The following is a 22371-nucleotide window of genomic DNA, read 5'->3' as shown; positions in this document are numbered from 1 at the left end:
ATTCACTCTTACATGATTTTCACTTCGGTGAAGTGCTGCGTTTGAGTCGAGGAGAACATTTTACGAAAATTTTTTGTCCGCATCTGGACTTGTCCAGGTGTTATATGGGCAAAATCGATGCAATTTTCCGACGAATTCCTTCTTCTTTCTTACGCACAGCACCGCGATGAAGCGGCTTTCCGTGCCTTGGCGGAACGATACCTTGGGTTGATCTTTCACGTTGCATTGCGTCGCACCGGGAACCGTCAACTTGCCGAAGAAGCCTGTCAGAACGTGCTGTGCGCGGTGGCCAGTAAAGCGGAAAAGCTTGCGCGGAAACCTGACTTGCTTCCCGCCTGGCTGCATCGTGCGATAGTTTATGAATCCGCCAAAGCCATGCGCTCCGAGTCATCACAACGACGCCGCAAATTTCTTGCTGAACCTCCACAAACTCAGGAAGAATCCGCTTTTGTGGAAACATTTCCTCATCTCGACATCGCGATCGACAAGCTCTCGGAAAGCGATCGCAGGGTGATCTTGTTGCACTACTTTCAAGGGCTGCCGTTTTCACAAATCGCAGTGGTGTTGGGGAAATCGCCTGCAGCCGTACAGAAGCAATCGCGCCGCGCTTTGGAAAAACTATCCAGATTGCTTCGAGCAAAAGGCGTGTCGCTTGGGGGTGGCACGATCGCAACCGGTTTGACCGCAGAGCAGGCAAAAGCCGCGCCTCCAGCCCTGATGAAATCCGTGATCGGAGGCGCTCTCCATGGCACAAGTGGATACTCGAGCACTGGTCTGAACTTGATGTTTGCCATGAAATCCAAGGCTATGATCCCCTTAGCATTGCTGCTCTGTTTCCTCCCAGCCGGTCTCCAACAAATCGCGATTTCGCGGACTCAGACTCAATTGTTAGGCTTGAAACAAGCAGCTTCCAATCGTGGAAGCGATCTGCTTCACGTTAACCGCCGCTTCCGTTCGAATATCGATCGAACAACAGGTATCGGTTTGATCCCGCTGCTCAATGAGCAAGATCAAGCGCGGAGAACTGGCGGTGCTGTAGAAAAGCGCTTTATTGCGCAGCTTGAGAAAATTTCTTCTGAGGAGATCATCCGATTGATCAAAGGATCCGCTGTTCTCAAATACAATCGAACGAAAATCGATGTCTTATTAACGAATTTAATCAACACACTCGGCGCTAGAGACCCCGGACTCGCTGTTACGACGGTCACTGATGCTTATTCCGCCAAGGGAGCTAATATTTTTCTGATTCCTGATTCGATTGGTCCAATGGTCACCCTGTGGGCCAAAGAAGATGGCGATATCTGTTATCAATGGTATCTGAATCTCAGCGCGTCGGTCTCTATCTATCAAATGAACTCTACATGGATTCTCCGTAAATTGAGTGGACCGCTGATATTGGGATTGATTCATGATCATCCCGATAAAGCACGTGAAATTATAGAAAAAACTCCGGCGAATGATTCGTCGGGGCGCTATAATCTTCTGTCGGCAGCACGCCCTCAATTTGGTTCCGAGGACGACACGCTTCAGACCTATTTAGAGCTCCTGCCTTTGTGGAGGGAATCTCTGCCAAGTTCATCCTCTGCTCAAATCATCTCAAAAATTACGTCGTTCATCCAAAGCGATTCATCTCTCAACCTTCAGAAAGCGACTCATTTTCTTTCAGAGGTCAATGTCACCCGCGAGGAGAAATTATTGCTCACAGAATCGGTTGCCAAGCGCATGCTAATTCATGACAGCATCCCCTATGACGTAATAAATGAATCAAAAATAACAAATGAGTTAATCCAATGGCTGGATACAGAACTGTCGGTGGAAGACAGCAAGGAAGTATTTCGAAAAGCAAAATTTGCTCAGAATGAGCATCGAACCAATATGGCATTGCTCGCACTTTCCGATTTGGCAGAAATGAGAAATCGCTCGGACGATGACATCATCAGCACCCTCTCAAAGCACGATTTTTCAGGCACAATGGATCGAGCGTTGGAGGCTGCCTCGCAGATTCAGAATCCCGATAAAAGAAAATCAATAACTCAGCAGTTAAAATCCCAAAGAACGAATCAATGAAAATTGCTTTTGTTGTCTTCTTTATTGTATCTGGAGCTATTTTGTGCGGTATCCAGCATGCTCGACATGCGAGATTTTGTCATGAGTTGGATAAATATAGGAAACATGACAAGCTTAGATCACGGGAGGTGCGGATCGAGCGAAAGAATCCAAAGAATCCAAAGAATTTAGTTAACCCAATCGATGCAGCGGAACGAATTGGGATAATTATGGAATTTGTAAAACGCCGTCAACTTGAGAGCGGACCCAGATCCAACGATGATCAGAGAGCTTTAGCGGAACTGAATCAGGCATCACAAAATGCTGACATGGATACCGAAGAAGTTCTAGAATTGATTCCGTCGTTGAATGTGAATCAGATGAAAGAATTGCTACAGCTTCTTATCCACGATTCATCACTCGATGAAGAAATGCGTGGCAATTTAGTTTCCAATTTCATGGAGTGGTATAGCAGAGAACATCCCATCGATGCCGTAAACATCGTCGCGGAAATACCTGATTTGCCCGAAAGAGAAAAAATTGCGGGTCATGTTTTCCATGATTGGTTTTTAACCAATCCAATCGCGCTTAAGAAGTGGTATGAACAGCAGTCAAGGATAGAAAATCCGATCTGCGGGAATCCGAGAATTTTTAAAGTCTATGCTGAGGTACTTGCATTGACGGATCCAGAGAAACTCTTCAATAACGACAATTTGGATAAGTGGACCCAATCTTACAGCTCATTTGAATTGTCGAATCACTATTTTGACACGTTCGGGAGGCAGGTTGCCAACGATCTGAGGAATGAGACCGAACATCTCGCATTTTGGAATGCACTCACAAATGCGCAAAGCCGTGTGTCTAATCAACATTCCGCTTATTTGGATATGATCAGGAAAGATTATTTATCTGCAGTTGCCAATTCCATCCCGAGTTGGACATTTGATGATGGGCGCAGCTTGATGGAGAGCGGGTTGACTCAAGACGAGCAAACTGCAATTGTTGCAAACCTCATTCAATGCCCTCAAATTCTGGAAACCGAGCGATGGGCTACATGGCTGACGAGCCTACCACTTACACCTGGTATGGCTCATCCTCTTGAGCAGTTTGTAGTCCGTTGGTCTCCGACGGATCCTTACGTTGCTTCAGAATGGTTGGATACTGTGCAAGATTCAGATCTGAGAACTGCACTGATCAAACAATTTGTTTTCTCGGCTGCTCACTTGGCTCCTGACGAGGCAATTTCAAAGATTGCCACTCTTCCCGATGGTGAAACTAGGGCAGCATTGGAGGAGCGGATGAACTACCTTTTGCGAAAATAACATGTTCGGTGATTGAGAAAGGACAGAGGTGCAATCTTCGTGTTCGAGGCGTGACAGGCAGGTCGATTGTGCGAAGCTCTGCCGCGTGAGTCCCATCAGCATCGCCACCCTCAAAGAACAAGCGGGAGAAGTTCCCATTTCGGCTACGGTCGCTTCGCAATTGCAAAGCCGGTCGGTTCGCACGACGAAGGGTGGAAAGCCGTATCTTGAAGTGGTTTTCTCGGATTCGACCGGGAGTTTTCCTTTGAAAATCTGGTCTGATTCGCCGGTTTATGAGAAGGTCAACGATTTGGCTGACGGCGCGATTCTTCAGCTCGAAGGTGAATGGACTCAGAACCAGTATGGGCTGAATGCCAATCACTTTGGCTGGTCGTTGCTTGACGATGAAGGGATCGCGGATTTCCTCTCGGGTGATCCGACGACCCGCGCGAAACAGGATGCGGCTTTTGCCGAAATTCAGCGGCTTTCCGCAAGCATCGGAGATCCACGCATCCGTTTGCTGTGTGAACGATTTCTCAGTGTGTTCGGGGACCGGTTTCGCCGCACTGCAGCTGCGAGAAAAAACCATCATGCCCGGCGCGGTGGCTTGGTGGAGCACGTTGCGCAAATGATGCAGGCGGCAGAAGCGCTTTGCCCGGTTTACCCGGAGTTGAACCGTGACTTGCTGCTTTGTGGAGTGCTGTTCCACGATTGTGGCAAGCTCTGGGAAAATACGTATCCAGAAAATAGCTTCGCCCAGGCGCACAATCTTCATGGCGAAATGTTAGGGCATATTCCGCTTGGCATTGAGCTGTTGAACAAACTCTGGAATGATTTGATGGATTTGCCTGAGGCCGAGGCATGGGCGGATCTCTCGCCTTCGGCGGAAATGACTCGTTTGCATCTGCTCCATCTCATCGGAGCGCACCACGGCCAGCTTGAGTTTGGCTCGCCGGTGCTGCCTCGCACGCCTGAGGCATTCGCCCTACACCACATCGACAATCTCGATGCGAAGCTGGAGATGGTGCGGGTCGCCTATCAGCAGTCCAATGAGATTGCACCTGGAATCTATGATCGGATGTTCCCACTTCCGGCAAACCTAGTACGACCTTTGCCGGAGTTCATCGAGTCTCACAAAGCTGCTCCCGAGGTGACGGACGGCGAAGACACTGCGCCAGATAGTCCATCGCCTGCGGAGCCCGATTGAGGGCGATCGAAAAATGCCCTTCGTGCAGCTCTTCATTCAGGATTGCGTTGGGCAGGAGAGCGACCATTTTTCGAACGAGGCCGAGCGGAATATTGCGATCCTGTGCCCCGTGCCAGTAGCGGATTTCGCTTTGTAGCGCGGGCCAATCCAATTGCCAGTTTTGCAGATAAATCTCCGCATCCGATCGGATACCGCGCCATCCTTGGTGGATTGCGTCGCGGAAGCTCGCGGTGAGGATCGGGACAATGTCCGGATTTTCGAGCAAGATCCTTCGATCCGCTCTTGGCAGAGTTCGAATCATCCAGGAGAGCGGTGGAATGGTTACGGGAAGTCTAGTAATGGCATTACCAAATCGAAGCCCGGGGTTGAACACCAGCGAGGGCATTTTTCGCAAGGGGATCAGCAACCGATATGCCGGGTGCAGTCCGAGATGGGAAAATCCGGGGCCTAGAGGGACCGCGCCGCAAAGCACCGCAGATCCGGCGACTCGTTCAGGTATCTGCATCGCGACCGGCAGAACGTACGGGCCACCACCGGAAACGGCAAGTTGGGCGAAGCGATCGATGCCCAGCGCATCGGCGAATTCTTCTACCAAATTTCCCCAGTCTTTGAGTTTCCGGCTGGGAACCAAGGTCGATTGCCCGATGCCCGGCCGGTCCATCGCGATCAAGCGGATGCCCCGCTCGGCAGCCAAATGGTGCAGCACCCGGCCTTGCACTCGTGAGCTAGGCCAGCCGTGGTAAAACATCAGCGTACCGCCGGAAGCGGCGGGGTCGCCAAATTCATTCCAGGCGATTTTTAGGCCGGATTTGCTGTGCCAAAACGACGGACCGCTTAGGGGCGGAAGGGCTCTCATGTAGGACAAGCTGCCGGACGATTCAGTCATTGCCGGGAAGGATTACTCGGATTTCTTCCGCTTTCAAACCTTGATGATCGCTAGGGTTGCCGGGATTTCCCATTTTAAGACATGGACAAGCGGGTTCTCTCGTCGAACATCGGGCGAACTGATTTTTTTCATGAATCCATTCCTAGCTCCAGAATTTCACGTCCGTTGGTCCAAACTCGTTCCATCCGCTGTGGAGCCCGACATTCGCACTGCTCTCGATACCGCGAAGTCTCACATCGAGATCATTTGCAATGTTTACCCCACCGAGACCACTTACGAAAATACCTTCCTGGCGCTGGAAGAGGCCGGCAAATCGTTGAACGAAGGATGGGGCCGCTTGAACCACCTGGATTCGGTTTCCGATAATCCGAAGCAGCGGGAGGCGCTGAACAAGATGTTGCCTGAGGTCAGTGATTTTTACTCATCCATCGCTTTGAATGATCGGCTCTGGATGGCGCTGAAGAGTTTTGGTGAGAGTGATGGGGTCAAGAGCCTGAGCCCGATTCAACAACGGCACGTTGAGGAAACGATGGCCGAGTTTCGCCAGGCTGGTGCGGATTTGCCGCCGGAGCAGAAGTTCCGGGTAGCGGCGATCGACGCGGAGCTTTCCAAGCTGACCAAGCAGTATTCCGAGCACGTGCTGGATTCCACCAACGCTTGGGAATTGGTGATCACCGATGAGGAAAAGCTCCCTGGATTGCCGGATTCCGCCAAGGCGGCAGCAGCTGCCAATGCAAAGGCAAAAGGCGTGGCAACCGATGACAAACCAGCGTGGCGATTCACCCTGCAATTTCCATCGATGCTGCCGATCATGCAGCATTTGGATGATGACGAGATTCGCCGCCAGGTCTGGCAGGCATCTGCCAACGTCGGCCGTGAAGGGGAATACGACAACAGCTCACTGGTTTGGGAAATTCTCAAACTGCGCCAGGAGAAAGCGGAAATTCTCGGCCACCAGAACTTCGCCGATCTCACCGTGTTGCGCCGCATGGCACGCACGGGGGAATCCGCGCTGAAATTCATCGAGGATCTGCATTCACGAATCCACCCGGCGTTCATCGCGGAATACAAACAACTTTGCCAATACAAGGCGGCCAAAACCCAGCAGCCGGAAGGCCCGCTGGAGCCATGGGAAGTCGGCTACTGGTCGGAGCGGCAACGCAAAGAAAACTTCGATTTGGATGACGAAGTGCTGCGCCCGTATTTCCCGGTGAACGGTGTGATGGCCGGTATGTTCGAAATTGCGACCAAGCTATTCGGCATTTCGATCCAACAAAAGAAGACCGTCTATCTGGAGCCGGGCTCTGGAGAAGATCCGGGCGATGCGATCGAAACCTGGCACCCGGAGGTCGCGTTTTATGAAATCCACGACTCCGGCACCGGTGCTCACCTTGGCTCGTTTTATGCCGACTGGCATCCACGCGAATCGAAACGCGGCGGTGCTTGGATGAACTCACTCTACACCGGTGGCCCGGGCGATCCGCACCTTGGCTTGATCATCGGAAACATGACCCCTCCCGTGGGCGATCAACCAGCGCTACTGACTCATGGTGAGGTGGAAACGATTTTCCACGAATTTGGTCACCTGTTGCATGGATTGCTCAGTGACGTGCCGGTGAAGTCGCTTTCAGGAACCAACGTTGCCTGGGACTTCGTCGAATTGCCGTCGCAAATCATGGAAAACTTCTGCTGGGATCGCGCGTCGCTCGATCTGTTTGCCCGGCATTATCAAACCGGCGAAGCCATCCCGGATGATCTGTTTGCCAAAATGATTGCGGCGAAGAACTACCTGAGTGCTTCCGGTTTCATGCGGCAGCTTTCGCTCGCCAAGCTTGATCTGGAATTGCACCTCCACCTCGATCAATACCTTGGCAAGGACCTCGATCAGATGGATCGGGAAATGCTGGCCGATTACAAAGCTCCGCTCAAAACCGAAGCTCCATCAATGGTGCGCCGGTTCAACCACCTCTTCAGCAGCCCGACCGGCTACGCGGCCGGTTATTATTCCTACAAATGGGCAGAGGTCCTGGATGCTGATGCGTTCACCCGCTTCCAATCCGAGGGCATTCTTAATGAGAAAACCGGCCGTGCATTCCGTGAAAATATCCTGAGCAAAGGCAATTCGCTGCCACCGGACGAGCTCTACCGCAAGTTTATGGGCCGCGACCCGGAGCTGGAACCCCTGCTGGTCCGCGCTGGTCTGGCCGTGCCGGTTTTGGCATGATCCAATGACCTGGTTGGGCTTTCGTTTAACGGGTGGTTTTTGGTTGGCATATATCAGATATGACAACCACCACGCTTTTCATGAATGGCTGCAGCCAGGCAGTGCGATTGCCGAATGAATTGCGTCTTCCCGGGAAAGAGGTGTCGATCCGGCACTTCGGTTCCGGGATTTATTTGCAATCAAACCAAGGCCGGGTCGGTGCCTATCGTGCCTTCCAGGCTTTGCCGGTAGGCGGGGGACAACACGGACTCGAGCGTTTCGCGGGTGCTGTGAATCCGGTCCTCAATGTGAAGGCGGCCTAGTTCGCTTTGGTAGTGCGGCTTGGTGGAGAATTCCTCTAAGTACGATAGATGCCGTTGCCACAGTGACTGGTCGATGCTGGCTTTGGCGTCGAGCCGGGCCTGATACCAATCGGAGGAGATCAGCGATTCGCGGGTAAACATGCTGCGGATCGACGGATCATTGACCGTTTTTCCTTCGTATTCTCCGTAGGCCATCAAATGCAGCAACGCCTTCAACGGCGGGCAGGCGGCATCGATGCTGCCGTCCTCAAAGTAGTTGAGAGCAACCGACTTTTGAGTGGTCACGATGTTATCGATGCCGTCGACGAAATCCTCCATCGACTGCAGTTCCGGGCGCAGCATGTCATCGGTGAAAACCGTGTCCGGTGCGGAGAACATCCGACCGAAAAAGGTGGTGACGAAGCTTTTGGTGATGCGGTAACCAAGGCGGCTGGCGGCGATGGTTTTTCCTTCGTGCTCGAAATCTTCGAGCTTTTCCAGATAGCCGTTTTCAATGAGGTAGGCAGGGTCGCGCTCGGTGATGAACAGCCGTGACCAGACTTCCGGCACCAGCAGGCTGATGTCGTGATCCACCCGATATTTCCGACCGATGAAGCCGGCGGCGCTGGTGAATCCGTGGTAGCCGGTCAGAAGGTAGGAAACCAAGGCCGCGTTCACATCATGGATCGGCAACAGCGCGTTAAATGGTCCCTTGGTCAAAGCGCCTTCGCTGCCCGCGCCGGTGGTCGATGGGCTTTTGCCGGTGAGCGAGGCGATGAAATCCATCAGCAGCTCCGGCAATTCCTGATAGTGAATCGGGTTGTAAACCGCCAAGGCACGGATGCCGGCTTCCTTGTCTGGTGGGTTGTTGCGTCGGCCGGCCAGCACCGAGTTGACCGGCATGGGAACCGGAGCTTCGATCGGCAGTCGACGGATGAAACGCGCACCGAGGTTGGCGAGGTAAACTGAGCGCGGATCTTCCAGGTCCGGGCGGTTTTGCAGATAGCGTGGATTTTTGGTCGGCTTGCCATCGACGATCCGTGGTTGGTGCGTGCTGACGGCAAATTCGGTGGTGCCGTGTTCGACGAAATTTTTGAATGTCTTGCGCAGCGGTAAGGTGAATCGCTCGAACCGGATCGAGTCCTGAATCATCGACTGGACCTCGGTTTTCGTGATCGGCTCGTAGTTGGAAAAGAACACGCCTCTTTGGCTGAAATCGCTTTCGGCTTTCTTGTCGTAACCCCGATGAACCGCATCGTCCGGCCGCTGGAACAGGCGGTATTCGCAATTGCGCACGAACTTGAGCGACGGATTTTTGACGTCCGGATGGAGGCCGTTAATCCAATCGGCAGGGACGACCATGGAGGCACTGATGTCGTCTTCGGTTTGGATTTTCCGCGCAGGGCTGAAGTCTTTGCGGATGCCGAAAGTGCGCCAGCTGCCGTCTTCGGTGAAGCCGACTCGGAGGTATTGCGAAACCAGCCGCTGACGGCGGTAGCTAAGTTCCCGACCAGGCTGGCCGTTGATGAGATCGACTGAAAAGCGTGATTTCCAATCCGGGCCCCAGTCCGGCTTGTAGAATCTTTTGATCACGAAAACCAGATCGCGCACCGGCCGCTCGATCGTGGCGAGCCAGGCATTGTATTCCTCCGTGTAAGCGGCGTTTGGCGTGAGCAATCGCACGACCGAGCCAAGCGAGCGGGCCTTGTCGAGCAATGGTCGTCCAGGTTTGCCGGGATCGATCGGGTTTTGGTAACGGTGGGAAAAATCACGATTGATGATTTCTTCAGCAGCATCCAGGTCGGCCTTGAAATCATTCACCAACACCGGCCCGGAAATCATCGCGTCGGAGAGTGATTTGGAAATTTCCGATTTGCCGCCGCCAGACACGGTGCAGGGTTTGTGGCAGAAGGTCCCTTCTGCATTGGTGCCGATCAGTCGCCAGCGTTGGCCGGTGGATGGCTTCATCATCTCCACCTTGTAGCCGGATGGCAGGACGTAGGTGATGCCGGGTTGGAGCGAGATTTTTTGAGCTCCGGCGGCATTTTTCCAAGTCACCGACTGATGGTGAAGATCGATGTGAACGTCCTCCGGCACATAGAGGATGTTCGGATAAATTTTGTCGATGCCGTATCCTTCCGGCTGCAAGTGGAACAGTCCGGCGTAACGCGATTTGATTTCCTCGAACGTGTGGTCGACCGGGCGGCTGAAGTCGCTGAGTGAGAAATCTTCGCCGAGGTCGAAGCTCGGAAACGCGATGGCGCCGCCGGCGTGTTCTTCTTCGGAGTTTCCGGATAGGTTCGCCGCGTAGCTGAGTTGGGTTTTGACCTCCTTCTTACAGTAACCGTAGTAGTTGTCGGCGATGAGTGTGACGATGATCCCGCGTTTGTCGCGACAGGTGATTTTGAAGGCTCCGCCGTCGTTGTAGAGTTCGTCATCGGACTTCCAGCACATGCCATCGCGCTTCTGGCGATCGGTTGCATCGGCCACATGAGGGAGGCCGAGATCTTTTTTGCGGAGTGAGATCAAATGCGGCGCAAGGATCACACAACCGGTGTGGCCGGACCATTTTCCAGCGTCCAGGCGGGCATCATTCACAGGTAAAAACGGATCTCCCGCGTTGCCGAAGATACTTTCGACGAAGTCCAGATTGCTGACCAGATTGCCGGGCGCGAAGAAGCGGACTTCCATCGATTTTTCCGGTGAAACGCCAGGGATTTCAGGGGCGACGACTGGCCGCAGCAGCAGGGAAACAAAGCTCCTGGCCGGTGTCGCCGTATTGCTGGTGAATGGCAGCGTCATGATCTCGTCCGGAGGGGTCAGGGCGCGACGCAGCAGGCGCGCGAAAACCGCTTTCGGCACGGATTTCTTATCGGCAGGAACGGGCAATCCTTCCTCGGCTACGTGGAACACACCCTTGGTGGTGCGGCGATCGCTGGCAGGGTTATGGCAGACGCCTTGGTGAACGCGGTATGAGCTGAGAATGGACGATTTGAAAACATCCTTGTCTGGCGGAAGCGAGAGCATGCGGGCGATGCCGTGCCGCTCCGCGATCAAAGGGGAATCGGGCAGCAGATGCTTCACATCATGAAAAACCTCAGTCACCAGATCGTCGCCTAGGTAGCTGCGAAGGAATTGGTCGATCGTGTGGTCCGCCGGGCACAGGTAATCTGAAAGCAACCGGGTTTTTTCCTGAAAACTGGCGATCAGCGAGCGGCCGAGATCGAGGAACGGGTAGTCCGATTCATTGCCAACGATCGGGTATCCACGGGAAGCGAGCTTGAGATTGACGAATTCGCGCAGGCGGCTTTCGTCGTTAGAATCCGCAACGCTGGAGTTTCCGGAGAATCCGATTTGGTCTTTGAGGTTTTTCATGGTGAGGATCGAGAGAGAATGGGTTAGTTCGCACGATTCGCCGATGGAGGGCTTCGCCGGGGATCATAAAGTCGGCGGGGTTGATTTGACCAGCGTCAACACGGGTTGGGGCTAGGGCCAGGACCGGCAATGGCAGGCCTCCGGAAGTTGGCGCTTGAATGTTGCGCCCTGCGATCGTAGCCAAGGGGCCGCATGGATTGGATGCACCCTTACGAGAAGCTGCCATTGTTCGGCACGGGCATGTTTTTAGCGGTTTGCTTGATTGGCACGCATCTGGCGATGTTGTTGAAGCCGGAGCCCATTCAGAGTTTTCTGAAAGTTTTCCCGCGCAATAACCAGTGGGGGCAAATCTTGCTGGGAATCGGACTCGCTTGGTTCTGGTTGCTGGTCGCGCCTGAAGGTCACGGCCTGGTCAGCTCACTCGCGATGGATTTGGGCGAGTTCAACAATGCGAAGCCTCTGCTGCGGATTTTGGTGCCGGTTTCCTTGATTTTGGTCTCGATGAGCGTGCGCGATTTCCTCGCAGTCCGCGCCCTTGGATTGCTGGGCTTGATGGCAGCTGCCCCGCTGTTGGGCGCTGCATTCCTGAAAAATCCGGATACCCGCTTGTTGATCCCGATTTACACCTACGTTCTCATCACCGTATCGCTGTTCTGGGTGGGAATGCCCTTCCTTTTCCGCGATGCAGTCACCTGGGTCACCGCCGATCAAAAGCGCTGGAAGGCCGCAAGCATGGGCGGTCTTGCCTACGGGGTGATCATGTTCATTTGCGCCTTGGCCTTCTGGCGCGGCTACTGATTTTCCGCGTTTCCACGCCGCCAACTTCTTTCCCGCAGTCCTGAAACGACGGGAAAGTGGTGGGTTTTAATGGAAGAATTTCAGCGCTGGATCAGTAAACCGGAGCACCGTAAGTGTCATCGGAACTTCCGCCGCCCTGGACCTTATTGGCGGATTTCTCCATTCCCTCGCCGAGGAGACGGAGATCCCGGCCAAAACCAATAGTGGTGTTGCAGGAGCTGAGTAAAGAAGCGGTGATGACGGCGGCTATGAGCAGGAGCGATTTCATCTGGCTCTTTCAATAGCGCATTGCCATTTCGTCGCAATGCTTAACTTTGCTTAAGTTCACGCCTTAACTCGATGATTTCGTCGCGGATTTCGAAGCACGAGAGCAGTAAATTCTCAAGCGCGGCCTTGTGATCGGGGTCCGCTTCGTCATTTGCAAGGATGCGGCAAGCGCCGACGGCTTTGTTCAGCCAGCCGAGGCAGCGCTTCAGGACAGCGAGGACAAATCCGGTTTCCGGTTCATAGCCGCTCCCTTTGCCGTTGAGTGCGCCTGCGAGTTTGCCGCTGACCTGTAATAGGCTGGATATCAGCTCGTAAGATGGTGATTCAGGGCTGTCTCCACATTCCGCGAGATCCACCGCGCGCAACGCCAAATCCCGAGATTTCAGATGCAACGGGTGAGTTTGCCCGTCATCAGGGGCGTCCGGATCTTCCTCGTCGTCCAGCTCACTTGCCTCATAAATGCCGAGTGCCTGATTTTGCTCAATCTCATACGGATCCGGGAAATCGGCTTCGTCGGAAAATTCCTCGTCGTCCGAATCTCCCGCCTCATCGCGCTCGGCGAGGGCGTCGAGGAGACCGTCCCAGCCCATGACAAAGGCTTCTTTGCGCTCACTGTCTCCATCCTCCATGTACTTTTCCAGCACTTCCTGGTAGGCATCGGTCAGGCGGTCAGACTCCTTGAGGCGCTCTTCCCAGGCGAATTCGTCCATTTCACGGGCGGGTTTCGGCTGGGCTTCGCCATAGTTTTTGCGGCGAATGACCTGGGCCATGAAATCTCGCATAGAGTTCAGGTTTGCCAATTTTTGCGCAGCTTCGGCATCCTCATCCATCATCCACTCATGAGCCGACACCGTGAGCTTGAAACTGGTGGACTCGACAACCACGCGCCCATTGATCTCGCTAAACCATTCAAGATAAAGGCTGTTTCGCCATTGGATGATGGGGTCTTTGCCGCCGTTTTCGACCATGGTTTTGGTCTTCCGGGAGGCGGTGACATCACCGATGACGCCGGTTTGATCCTCATCCAAGGCCATCGCGTCCTGGTTGGATTTTGGCGATGGATTTTCGAATATCAAATGCGAGCCAGCGAGGTCCCGCCAGCAATCACCGTCAAGCTGGAGAACGATCGGGTCTTCGCGGCCAACCAACCAGATACGACCCGTGGTTCTGCCCTCGATCGTATTGTCGATTTCTCCGCGCCTCACCGCTTCATCGATCCTCCATGCCATGGTAGGGAGTCTTTTCAGTACTGAGCCCGGGCGTCAAGCAGTCGTCTCAAAATCAGTACAGCTGTTTTAGGGGTAGTTGGGTATACTCGTCGGCAAGCCTCAAAGCTGCTTCCCGACACGACGTGGTGGAAGGGATTTTCCGCTGTTCTACAGGCAGGGAAAACTCTCGAAAAAATGCCCGGTCATCGAAGCCAATACGGGCCGCATCCTCGATGCCAAAGCCGTAGTAAATGCAACCGATGCGGGCCCAATGAATGGCTCCCAGGCACATCGGGCAGGGCTCGCCAGTGGTGTGAATTTCACAGCCTTCGAGGGACCAGGTGGCTAGGTTCCGGCAAGCATCACGGATGGCGGTGACTTCGCCATGGGCCGTCGGATCGTTGGTGGAGAGAACTTGGTTCCAGCCTTCGCCGACAATTTGGCCATTTTTTACGACCACGGCGCCGAATGGACCACCGGCACCGCCAAGCATGCCTTGGCGTGCCAGCTCGATGGCGCGCATCATGAACGATGGGTCGGGCCCGGTCATGGAACTGCTTTTAGCAGATTCCAGACCGAAATCCAGAGTGGTCGATTACCACTCGCCGCCCAGTGCTTTGATCAGGGAAACGGAGATCGCGAGACGCTGAGCGCGGACAGCATTATTGGCACGCTCGGCATCGAGACGGGTGCGTTCGGTATCCACCACATCCAGGAAGCTGACCAGGCCTGCATCAAATCGCTTCGATGACAGATCATAAGCTTTGCGAGCGGAATTGACGGCGTCTTCCTGCGCTTTTTGCTGCCTGACCAGGATCTCGCTGCCTTGCAAGGCGTCTTCCACTTCACGCATGGAATCGAGCACCGTCTGGCGGTAGTCCGCAGTCGCTGCTTCGTGGGCATTGACGGCTGCGTCCTTGCGGTAGCGGAGGAAAATCTGATCCGTCAAAGGAAGGGAAATGTTCGGCCCGATCGACCAGACAAGCGAGTTCGATTTGAACAGCTGGCTGAATGTTTGGTTCTGAACACCGCCCGACGCGCCGATGCTGATGGATGGATAGTAAGCGGCGGTGGCAACACCGATGTCGGCATTGGCAACTGCGACCTGGCGCTCCGCCGCGCGGATATCCGGCCGTTGCAACAACAGTTCGGATGGAACCGATACCGGAATGCTAGGCGGACTTGGTAATTCCGGATTCTCTGGAATCGTGGATCCCGTAGCCGCCGCGCCCGTGAGAACAGCCAGTGCGTTCACCAGCTGAGCCCGATCTTGGTCCAGGCTGATCCGTTCAGCTTCCGCCGTGGAAACTTCGGTTTGAGCCAGGGAAAGATCCAAGCCGCTGATCGCGCCGGCGTCGCGTTGCTCGGTCAAAAGATCCAGTGCCTTGCGGCGCAACTTGAGCGTTTCATCCAAGACCGCGCGGTCGGCATCGACAGCACGGAGGGCAAAGTAGTTTTGAGCTACCTCGCTGGCGACCGTCAGACGCATCGCGTTCAGAGTCTCTTCGCTTGCCTGGGCGGACGCTTCCGCCCCTTCAACTTGGCGGCGGACTTTGCCCCAGAGATCGAGCTCATAGGACAAATCAAGTGGCACCGAGTAAGTGGTGTTGATGGTGGTGGTGCCGGTGTTGACGATGCGGGATTTCGCACGCGTCGCGGAGCCGCCAACACTGATGATCGGGAAATACAGACCGCGCGTTGCCAGCGAAAGATTGCGAGCTTGGCGCAGGCGTGCATCCGCGGCGACGATTTCCTGGTTTTCCTTCAGGGCACGTTCCACCAGGGAATTCAGAGTCCGGTCCTTATAAAGCTTCCACCATTCGCGTGGCTTCGGCAAGGAATCGGGAGAGGTTTTACGCCAGTTGATCCCACTGTCCGAAAACGAGGTAGGAAGATTCATCGTCGGCGTTTGATAATCTGGGCCAACCGATTTGCATGCGGAAAGACCAAGAATCGCCGAAAGCGACAAGGCGGAGACAGAGAGGGTGGAAATAGATGAGGCCTGTGACATGGCGTGCTGCAATTCAACCATCAAAATCGGCGCACGCAAGTGACTACTTGCAGTGAACGCAAAAAAATCGAACTATCGTTTAGTTTTTGCAGATTTCCAGCCATTTTGAATCTGTTTGATTTTCCGCAATGGATGTGAATCAATAGGCAAACTCTAAAAACCCAAATTTATGAAATCGATCCTTATTGCATTGTTCGCAGGGACCCTAATGCTCCATGCTGAAAATCCTCCATCTGCAATTGATAAGGCGGAACTGTCTTATCGTAAAGGTATTGCGGCTGAGAAAGCGGGTGATCCAAGCGCTGCCCGCACGGCATACACCGAAGCACTCAAGCTCAACCCACAACATGCCAACGCACGCTACCGGCTGGGCGAGCTGCGGCTGAAATCGAAGGATATCGCGGAAAAGGGCAGAGCTGCGCAATATTCCGACATTATTTTGCCAAAAGTCGAATTAGAGGACGTTCCACTCGCTGATGCGCTCAATTATTTGACCGCTTTGATCGGTGAGCAGGCAAAAGAGGCAAAGAAAGATGCGCCACCAGGATTTGTCGTTCAGGATCCCGATAAAAAGTTGGGAGAGGGCCAAGTCACTCTCAAGCTGAAGAACGTCCCGGCTAAAACGGCACTGGAATACATCCTAAGCCAAGCCGGAGCAAAAGCCCGATACGATGAGTTCGCAGTGGTGATCCTGCCCGCGAAGTGACCTGTTGCCAGATCGGCCACATTTGACAGTCGTCGGCTGATCCGCTAGGTGAGGCCATGGCTGAAACGGCGCAGGATGCTTGGTATTTTTCTCGCGACGGGCAACAAAGCGGCCCGTTGCGATTTTCTGAGATCCAGGAGAAAGCCAATCAGGGGCTGCTGCGACCGCGGACGGATTTGATCTGGCGCGAAGGAATGCCGGATTGGCGTCCAATTGGTGAGATCGAAGGCCTGTTTGAGCGCAAGCCCGTCCCGGTTGAGCCGGTCGCCTTCGATCCCTACATTCCACCGGTCGAAACGGCGGCGGATACATTGGCCAGTCAAGGCGGCTGGCCCGGTTACCGGCGGCGCGCGTATCTAGCCGTCATTTTTGGACTGCCCTGCCTGTTTTTTGTCGCTGCATTTATCCTGGCCTTTTTGTCCCATCCCGTCCCGTCGAGCCAGCAAGCGCCGAATCCGATTCTGGGAGGCCCGGTCTTGGTGGCAGTGCAGCTGGCCATGACGATTCTCTCCATCTGGGCTGGGCTGCAGCGCTTGGTGAATTTGGGAATGAGCCGCTGGTGGTATTTCGGCATGCTGGTCCCGATTTTGAATTTGTGGGTCGCTTACCGTTGCTGGGCCTGCCCGGCTGGTTATGCCTACCACAAGAAAATGGACGGAGCGGGGATCTTCCTCGCGATCGTCTACTGGCTGTTTCTGATCCTCATCATAGTTGCATTCGTTGGGCTGGGTTTGGCCCTCGAGCAAGGTAGCCCTGAGCTCAAGCATAGCCTGCGCGAAATTCTTCAACACAGTTCTACCCGCCGATGATCCAATTATCCAAAATCGCAGACGAAAAACGAGATGGCGGGCCGATGGAATGTTGGCTTCTGCACGGTGGAGTGGGGATGGCTGCCGATTGGCGCGCGACGGCGAAGCGGCTGGCAGGGCGGGCGATCAGCACGCGGGCGGTGGATCTCTGGCGTTTTCTTGAATCCGGGCCAATCGGCATGCCGGATTTCGGCAAAACGCTCAATGTTGAGGCGGGCGGCGAGGTATTTCGCGGAACAGGCCGGGCGTTGCTCGGGTATTCGATGGGAGGACGCTTGGCATTGCATGCCTTGCTGGAAAAAAATCATCCTTGGCAAGCGGCGGTGATTGTCTCCGCTCATCCGGGCTTGGAATCTGAGGATGAACGATCCGCTCGCCGCACCAACGACACCCAATGGGCGGGGCGCGCGTTTACCAGCGATTGGCGACAATTTCTGGAAGCGTGGGAAAAGCAGCCAGTGCTGGCGGGGGCTTCCGCGCGCGACCCGCAAGCCGGTGCTGGCTTGGTTTCCCGCCGCCAGGAAATTGCCCGTAGTTTTGTCGACTGGTCCCTGGGTGCGCAGCAGCCGTTGTGGGAGCGCTTGCGAGAGATCGACGTGCCAGTATTGTGGGTCGTCGGCGAACGCGATGAAAAATTCTGTGCCCTGGCAGAACGAGCGGTATCGCTGATTCCCAAAGTCCGTTTGGCGATTGCGCCCGAAGCGGGTCACCGGGTTCCCTGGGCGGCTGAAGAGTGGTTTGCTTCTCAGGTCGCGGATTTCGTCAATCTCGGAGCGTGAGCTTCGTTCTCAAAGCCGGTTTTTGATCGGGCATATGGACCATGCTGAATACCCAATCATCAATCGTTCCCTGATTTGCGATCTTCACCATCACGGTGGCGACGCTGATAAGCGTGATGAGTTTGATACTCCATCTGCCATGAGAGGGCGAGATCGATCTGACCATTTCAGAAGGCAATACCCGAGGTTGCGGCGAGGGGCGGGATCGTCCAGAATGTCTCGTCATGTGGACTACCGTATGTGAATTTGAGGACATCCGTTATGAGACGACGGATGAGGGCGCGATTGCGAAGATCACCATCAACCGGCCGGAGGTGCGGAATGCGTTCCGGCCGAAAACCGTGGGCGAATTGCTGCGCGCGTTTGATCTGGCGCACGAAGACCCGAAGGTCGGCGCGATCATTTTGACGGGCGAGGGCGACATGGCGTTCTGCTCAGGCGGGGACCAAAAAGTCCGCGGGCATGCGGGCTACGTCGGTGAAGACGGAGTTCCACGGCTCAACGTGCTGGATTTGCAAAAGAAAATCCGTTCGCTGCCAAAACCGGTGGTCGCGATGGTGGCGGGCTACGCCATTGGTGGCGGCCATGTTCTTCATGTCGTATGCGACCTCACGATTGCTGCGGACAATGCTCGATTTGGCCAAACCGGGCCGAAAGTCGGCTCCTTCGATGGCGGTCTGGGGTCCAGCTATCTCGCCCGCATCGTCGGTCAGAAAAAAGCCCGGGAAATCTGGTATCTTTGCCGCCAATACGACGCGCAGCAGGCGCTCGACATGGGCTTGGTCAACACCGTGGTTCCTCTCGCCGAGTTGGAGACTGAAACGCTCAAATGGTGCCGCGAGATGCTCGTTCATTCACCGCTTGCCCTGCGATGCCTCAAGTCCGCGCTCAATGCGGATTGCGATGGCCAGATGGGACTGCTCGACCTCGCTGGCAATGCGACCTTGCTCTACTACATGAGCGAGGAAGGTCGTGAAGGGAAACAGGCGTTTCTCGAAAAACGGCCGCCGGATTTCTCGAAATTCCCGCGTGTGCCCTGAGTCTCCCTAGCTTCCATTCTTCGGAAATCGCAATCGCATGTTCGGCTTCACTGGCCGTGGCCGAGGTGCTTTACCACGGCTTCGGTCCGGGTGCGGACATGCAGTTTTTTGTAAATATTGTGGAGATGGGTGCGTACAGTTTCGAGGGTAATCGAGAGTTCCCAGGCGATTTCTTTATAGAGAAAACCTTTCACCAGGAGATCTAAGATTTCGGTTTCGCGTGGGGTGAGCTTCGGCTTTTGCGTTTTGTCCGGGACCTCATTCTGGAAGTGATGGACGACTTTTCTGGCGATGGCTCCGGACATGGGCGAGCCACCGGCGATCAGGTCATCGAGTGCATCGAGAAGTTTGGTGGGAATGTCCCGCTTCAATAAGTAACCCTCGGCACCGGCGGCGAGGGCGTTGAAGATTCGGTCATTGTTGTCATAAACGGTGACCATGATGACCTGGGTCGCGGGCTGGAGCGCTGTCAACTTGCCGACGCATTCGATTCCCGACATGCCGGGGAGCTGAATGTCCATGAGAACAACGGAAACCGGGGATTGGACAAGGGCGTCCAGGGCCGAAGCTCCGTCGGAGAAAGCAGCGGAGACTTGCCAGCGAGAGGAGCAATTGATGATTTCGATGAGGCTTTCCCGCAAGGTGGCGTCATCTTCGACGATAGCGATGGAATAGGGAGGGGCTTCCAGGGTTTCGTTCATGGCGTGCGGAGATGCGGGGTTTTCGGAACAGGACATTGGAGCACAAGGAGGGTGCCTTTATGGCCTTGGGATTGAATTTTGGCGGTTCCTCCGAGTTCGCGGATCCGGTTTCGGATGTTGATGAGACCGTTGCCATGGTTGGCTGCCGTCTCGTCGAATCCGCGGCCGTTGTCACGGATTTCGATCTCGAGCTGGCCTGCCTCGAAGGTGAACTTGAGAAAGACTTCGCAGGGGCCAGCGTGTTTTAGAATGTTGTGGAAGGCTTCGCGCACGGCCATCGAGACATGGTGCCGGAGGTCGGAGTTGATCGGATGATGCGGCAGTGATGGCGGGATGTCGAGACGGCAGCGGATTTCACTGTCCTGAAAAACTTCCTCGGCATGTCGGGTCAGTTGCAGGGCAAGGCTGTCGAGATGGTCGTTTGAGGGATCGACAGCCCAAACCAACTCGTCCATGGCGGCGACAAGCTCACGGCTGGCGGTGGAGATCTTGTCGAGATGCGCACTCGCCTTCTCCGGGGCACAGCCGATTGAGCGGCGGGCAAGCGAGGCGGTCAGGTTAAGGACGCTCACCCTGGTCCCCAAATCGTCGTGCATGTCGCGGGCAATCCGGGTGCGATCTCGTTCCAAGGCAGTTTGCAAGGAAAGCTCGTGCATGCGGCGATGGTGGCGGCGGTGGCGGTGGCGCAGAATCGCGATGGCGATCAGTGAAATGATGGAGGCGGTGATCGCGGGGGTGAACCAAGTCGTTTCCCAGAAATAAGGCTTCACCTCCAGTTCCAGGGAGACACTTGCGGAAGTTGGCGGGCCCTGGTCGGTCACTCCAATCGCGCGGAAGTGATAAGTTCCAGCGGGGACGTTGAGGAATGTGGCACGTTGCTGGTTTCCGGGAATGATGTTGTAAGCTTCGCTCCATGAAACCATGAGCGATCTGTCTTCCGCATGGCCGGGATCGAAGTCGATCTTCTGAATGGCCGACCATTTTCCAGACTTCGTCTGGTCTCCGTCGATCAGACAAAGAATCGTCGAACCTTCACCGGTAGAAACGAGAGCAATTGCCGGCTCGTCACCGCCTCGCTGCCAGCCCGACGGGGCCCGCATGGGTGAAAGTATATTCACTCCGCCCTCGAAATCCCCGTTCTCCCAGAGAGAGAGCTCAGGGCGGTTCGGGCGCACGATGTGGAGATTGTCGATTCCCAGGCTACCGCTGGTGTCGGGAGCTCCTGAGCTGAGCGTGACGCGTAGAAACTGGCTATTGGGTGGTGCGAGTAGCGGCGCTCTGCGGTGGATGAAGCGGGAGAAGGCGAAACCCGTATCCCAACCCGGGCTATGGCCATTCATGTTGAATTGCGCCTGGGAAAGTGGCTTCAGCTGTGCATCGAGAAACTCAAAGCTAAGACTCATGCCGAGGCTGCTTTCTTTCCATTCTTCGTTAAATCCTTCGAGTTGAGAGCGCAATTGCACGGCGCGGCGGAGTCCTGAGATGGCTCCGATGTCGAAGTCGAGCCGATGGAGACCGGGCTTCAACTGCAGCGGTGAGCCATTCTGGGGGATGTGGTGAATGGTCTCCCCATCCACATCGATTCGGTTGATCTGCAGCTCGAATCGCTCGCTGCTGGATTCATCGTTTGCTCGTTCCGCCGCAAGTTCCGGAGAAACACGCTTTTCCGGAGGAATGAAAATGAAGTCGGTCGGATGACGCGCGACAGAGCTCATGCGGACTTCATCGATCAAGCCGGGAAAAGGCTCTGCTTCGGCGTTTCCGTCGCCGGAACTTCTCGCTTCGTTACCAATGGCGAAGTCTCCGGTGGTTCGAGCAAGGTTTGCGGTGAGCATGCCGGAGCCGATCGCATTGGCCTCCTCGACGCCGCTGCCGATGCGGGTCCAGAACAGCCGCAACGCTCCGGGAGTCCCGGGAAGTCCGTTGTAACTTACGGCTACATGGAACCAGTCGCGGGTATTGATCGCGTGAGGACCGGTGGTGGGAATGGATGCCAGTGCGCCGCCGGCGGCCCCGCTGTCGGGAAGTGGGGAAAATGAAAGGAAACCTTCCCGCTCGATCCGGAAGCTGAAGATGCGATCGTCGTTTTCTCCATCCATCGTCAAGATGGCCAGAGCAATCGTCTGAGATTGTTCCGGGAGCAGATCAAATTTGATCAATGCTTCGTAAGTGAAGGCACCGTCGTCTCCCTGAAAGCGAAAGTTATCTGGCGCGTTGTCGGATTTATCGCCGGAAAGTTCCGGAGCGATGGTGAGGATCGCGCCCTTAAGATTGGACCAGAAGGGGGTGCCTCCGGTGTGGTGGTTGAAGGAAATCGCATGTCCAAGGCCGGGATTGGATAGCTGGCCGGATTCTGCTCCGTTGTGTAGACTTCGTAAGGGGAAGCCATCGGGGGAGGAATCGATGAAAGGCGGAGATTTTTCGTCCAGGTGCCAGAGGTGGAGCGTGTGCGGGTCCACTTGGTAGGGAGTGAGCGCGACAGCCGCGGTGCATCTCACGAGAGTGAGAAGGAGAATGGTGGCGATCCGCGGTGACATCGGCTAAGTGCAACTCGTTTCGTATCCGCCGAAAATAGCTTCCATACGGCTGCCGATCTTCAATCGCTTCGAGTGAGCGTGAAGTGGCTTTTTAATGGTTGCAATAGAGTTGCTGAACGAAGGTGAAGTCGAGTCGAAAATACAGAAGCTCAAGGATGGAGACTATCGTGACGATAACCCCGGTGCCGACGGCTT

General features: G+C 55.0%; 18 protein-coding genes. 9 read left to right on the top strand and 9 right to left on the bottom strand.

Annotated elements, in window-relative coordinates; genetic code table 11:
• Nucleotides 1–60 precede the first annotated feature (60 nt).
• Nucleotides 61–345: a hypothetical protein gene (locus JIN85_RS21345; protein ID WP_234047332.1), complete on the bottom strand. Its 285-nt coding sequence runs from the start codon at nt 343–345 to the stop codon at nt 61–63.
• Between JIN85_RS21345 and JIN85_RS08920 the strand changes: the two genes are divergently transcribed.
• From JIN85_RS08920 to JIN85_RS21940, 3 genes are all read left to right on the top strand, one after another.
• The gene (locus JIN85_RS08920; RefSeq protein ID WP_234047330.1) at nt 226–2067 is read left to right on the top strand and encodes an RNA polymerase sigma factor; all 1842 of its coding nucleotides are present in this window, start codon (nt 226–228) and stop codon (nt 2065–2067) included. The two genes, JIN85_RS21345 and JIN85_RS08920, sit on opposite strands and share 120 nt — an antisense overlap.
• A complete protein-coding gene (locus JIN85_RS08915) occupies nt 2064–3368 on the top strand; it encodes a putative NADH:ubiquinone reductase complex subunit (RefSeq protein ID WP_200269784.1) in 1305 nt (434 codons plus the stop codon). Before JIN85_RS08920 ends, JIN85_RS08915 begins: the two co-directional genes overlap by 4 nt.
• A gap of 85 nt (nt 3369–3453) precedes the next feature.
• On the top strand, nt 3454–4554 hold the full coding sequence (locus JIN85_RS21940) for a 3'-5' exoribonuclease YhaM family protein (RefSeq protein ID WP_200269782.1): 1101 nt from the start codon (nt 3454–3456) through the stop codon (nt 4552–4554).
• On the opposite strand, the gene JIN85_RS08905 is transcribed toward JIN85_RS21940, so the two are convergent.
• Nucleotides 4469–5440, bottom strand: coding sequence for an alpha/beta hydrolase (locus JIN85_RS08905; RefSeq protein ID WP_200269780.1), 972 nt, complete (start codon nt 5438–5440; stop codon nt 4469–4471). The genes JIN85_RS21940 and JIN85_RS08905 overlap by 86 nt on opposite strands.
• 130 nt (nt 5441–5570) lie before the next feature.
• On the opposite strand from JIN85_RS08905, the gene JIN85_RS08900 reads away from it, so the two are divergent.
• Nucleotides 5571–7664: a M3 family metallopeptidase gene (locus JIN85_RS08900; protein WP_200269778.1), complete on the top strand. Its 2094-nt coding sequence runs from the start codon at nt 5571–5573 to the stop codon at nt 7662–7664.
• A gap of 179 nt (nt 7665–7843) precedes the next feature.
• Here the strand turns inward: JIN85_RS08900 and JIN85_RS08895 are convergent, their stop codons facing one another.
• Entirely contained in the window at nt 7844–11320 is a 3477-nt protein-coding gene (locus JIN85_RS08895) for a PPi-type phosphoenolpyruvate carboxykinase family protein (RefSeq protein WP_200269776.1), read from the bottom strand.
• Between the two features lie 192 nt (nt 11321–11512).
• Here JIN85_RS08895 and JIN85_RS08890 point away from each other — a divergent pair, with 192 nt between their 5' ends.
• Nucleotides 11513–12118 (top strand): hypothetical protein, encoded by a 606-nt coding sequence (locus JIN85_RS08890; protein ID WP_200269774.1) that lies wholly within the window; start codon nt 11513–11515, stop codon nt 12116–12118.
• Between the two features lie 91 nt (nt 12119–12209).
• Here JIN85_RS08890 and JIN85_RS08885 read toward each other — a convergent pair whose 3' ends face one another.
• The 4 genes from JIN85_RS08885 to JIN85_RS08870 are packed head-to-tail and all read right to left on the bottom strand — an operon-like array spanning nt 12210 to nt 15604.
• On the bottom strand, nt 12210–12386 hold the full coding sequence (locus JIN85_RS08885) for a hypothetical protein (protein WP_200269772.1): 177 nt from the start codon (nt 12384–12386) through the stop codon (nt 12210–12212).
• A gap of 40 nt (nt 12387–12426) precedes the next feature.
• Nucleotides 12427–13614: a hypothetical protein gene (locus JIN85_RS08880; RefSeq protein WP_200269770.1), complete on the bottom strand. Its 1188-nt coding sequence runs from the start codon at nt 13612–13614 to the stop codon at nt 12427–12429.
• 52 nt (nt 13615–13666) lie between these two features.
• Nucleotides 13667–14143, bottom strand: coding sequence for a nucleoside deaminase (locus tag JIN85_RS08875; protein WP_200269768.1), 477 nt, complete (start codon nt 14141–14143; stop codon nt 13667–13669).
• Nucleotides 14144–14188: 45 nt separating this feature from the next.
• Nucleotides 14189–15604, bottom strand: a complete 1416-nt coding sequence (locus JIN85_RS08870; RefSeq protein ID WP_200269766.1) for an efflux transporter outer membrane subunit — start codon at nt 15602–15604, stop codon at nt 14189–14191.
• A gap of 169 nt (nt 15605–15773) precedes the next feature.
• On the opposite strand from JIN85_RS08870, the gene JIN85_RS08865 reads away from it, so the two are divergent.
• The 4 genes from JIN85_RS08865 to menB all read left to right on the top strand — a co-directional run bounded on the left by JIN85_RS08865 (nt 15774) and on the right by menB (nt 18938).
• The gene (locus JIN85_RS08865) at nt 15774–16310 is read left to right on the top strand and encodes a tetratricopeptide repeat protein (protein WP_200269764.1); all 537 of its coding nucleotides are present in this window, start codon (nt 15774–15776) and stop codon (nt 16308–16310) included.
• A 56-nt stretch (nt 16311–16366) separates the two neighbouring features.
• Complete coding sequence (locus JIN85_RS08860; RefSeq protein WP_200269761.1) at nt 16367–17119, top strand: GYF domain-containing protein; 753 nt, start codon at nt 16367–16369, stop codon at nt 17117–17119.
• Complete coding sequence (locus JIN85_RS08855; RefSeq protein ID WP_200269759.1) at nt 17116–17898, top strand: alpha/beta fold hydrolase; 783 nt, start codon at nt 17116–17118, stop codon at nt 17896–17898. Before JIN85_RS08860 ends, JIN85_RS08855 begins: the two co-directional genes overlap by 4 nt.
• A 224-nt stretch (nt 17899–18122) precedes the next feature.
• Nucleotides 18123–18938 carry a 1,4-dihydroxy-2-naphthoyl-CoA synthase gene (menB, locus tag JIN85_RS08850; RefSeq protein WP_200269757.1) on the top strand — a complete coding sequence of 272 codons (816 nt, stop codon included), beginning with the start codon at nt 18123–18125 and terminating at the stop codon, nt 18936–18938.
• 47 nt (nt 18939–18985) lie between these two features.
• Here the strand turns inward: menB and JIN85_RS08845 are convergent, their stop codons facing one another.
• Both JIN85_RS08845 and JIN85_RS08840 read right to left on the bottom strand, forming a co-directional pair.
• A complete protein-coding gene (locus JIN85_RS08845) occupies nt 18986–19639 on the bottom strand; it encodes a response regulator (RefSeq protein WP_200269755.1) in 654 nt (217 codons plus the stop codon).
• On the bottom strand, nt 19636–22137 hold the full coding sequence (locus JIN85_RS08840; protein WP_200269753.1) for a histidine kinase: 2502 nt from the start codon (nt 22135–22137) through the stop codon (nt 19636–19638). The genes JIN85_RS08845 and JIN85_RS08840 overlap by 4 nt, the downstream gene beginning before the upstream one ends.
• Nucleotides 22138–22371 lie beyond the last annotated feature (234 nt).

This window comes from Luteolibacter pohnpeiensis, assembly GCF_016595435.1.
Lineage (GTDB): Bacteria > Verrucomicrobiota > Verrucomicrobiia > Verrucomicrobiales > Akkermansiaceae > Luteolibacter > Luteolibacter pohnpeiensis.
This window is presented reverse-complemented; position numbering and strand designations above follow the sequence as displayed.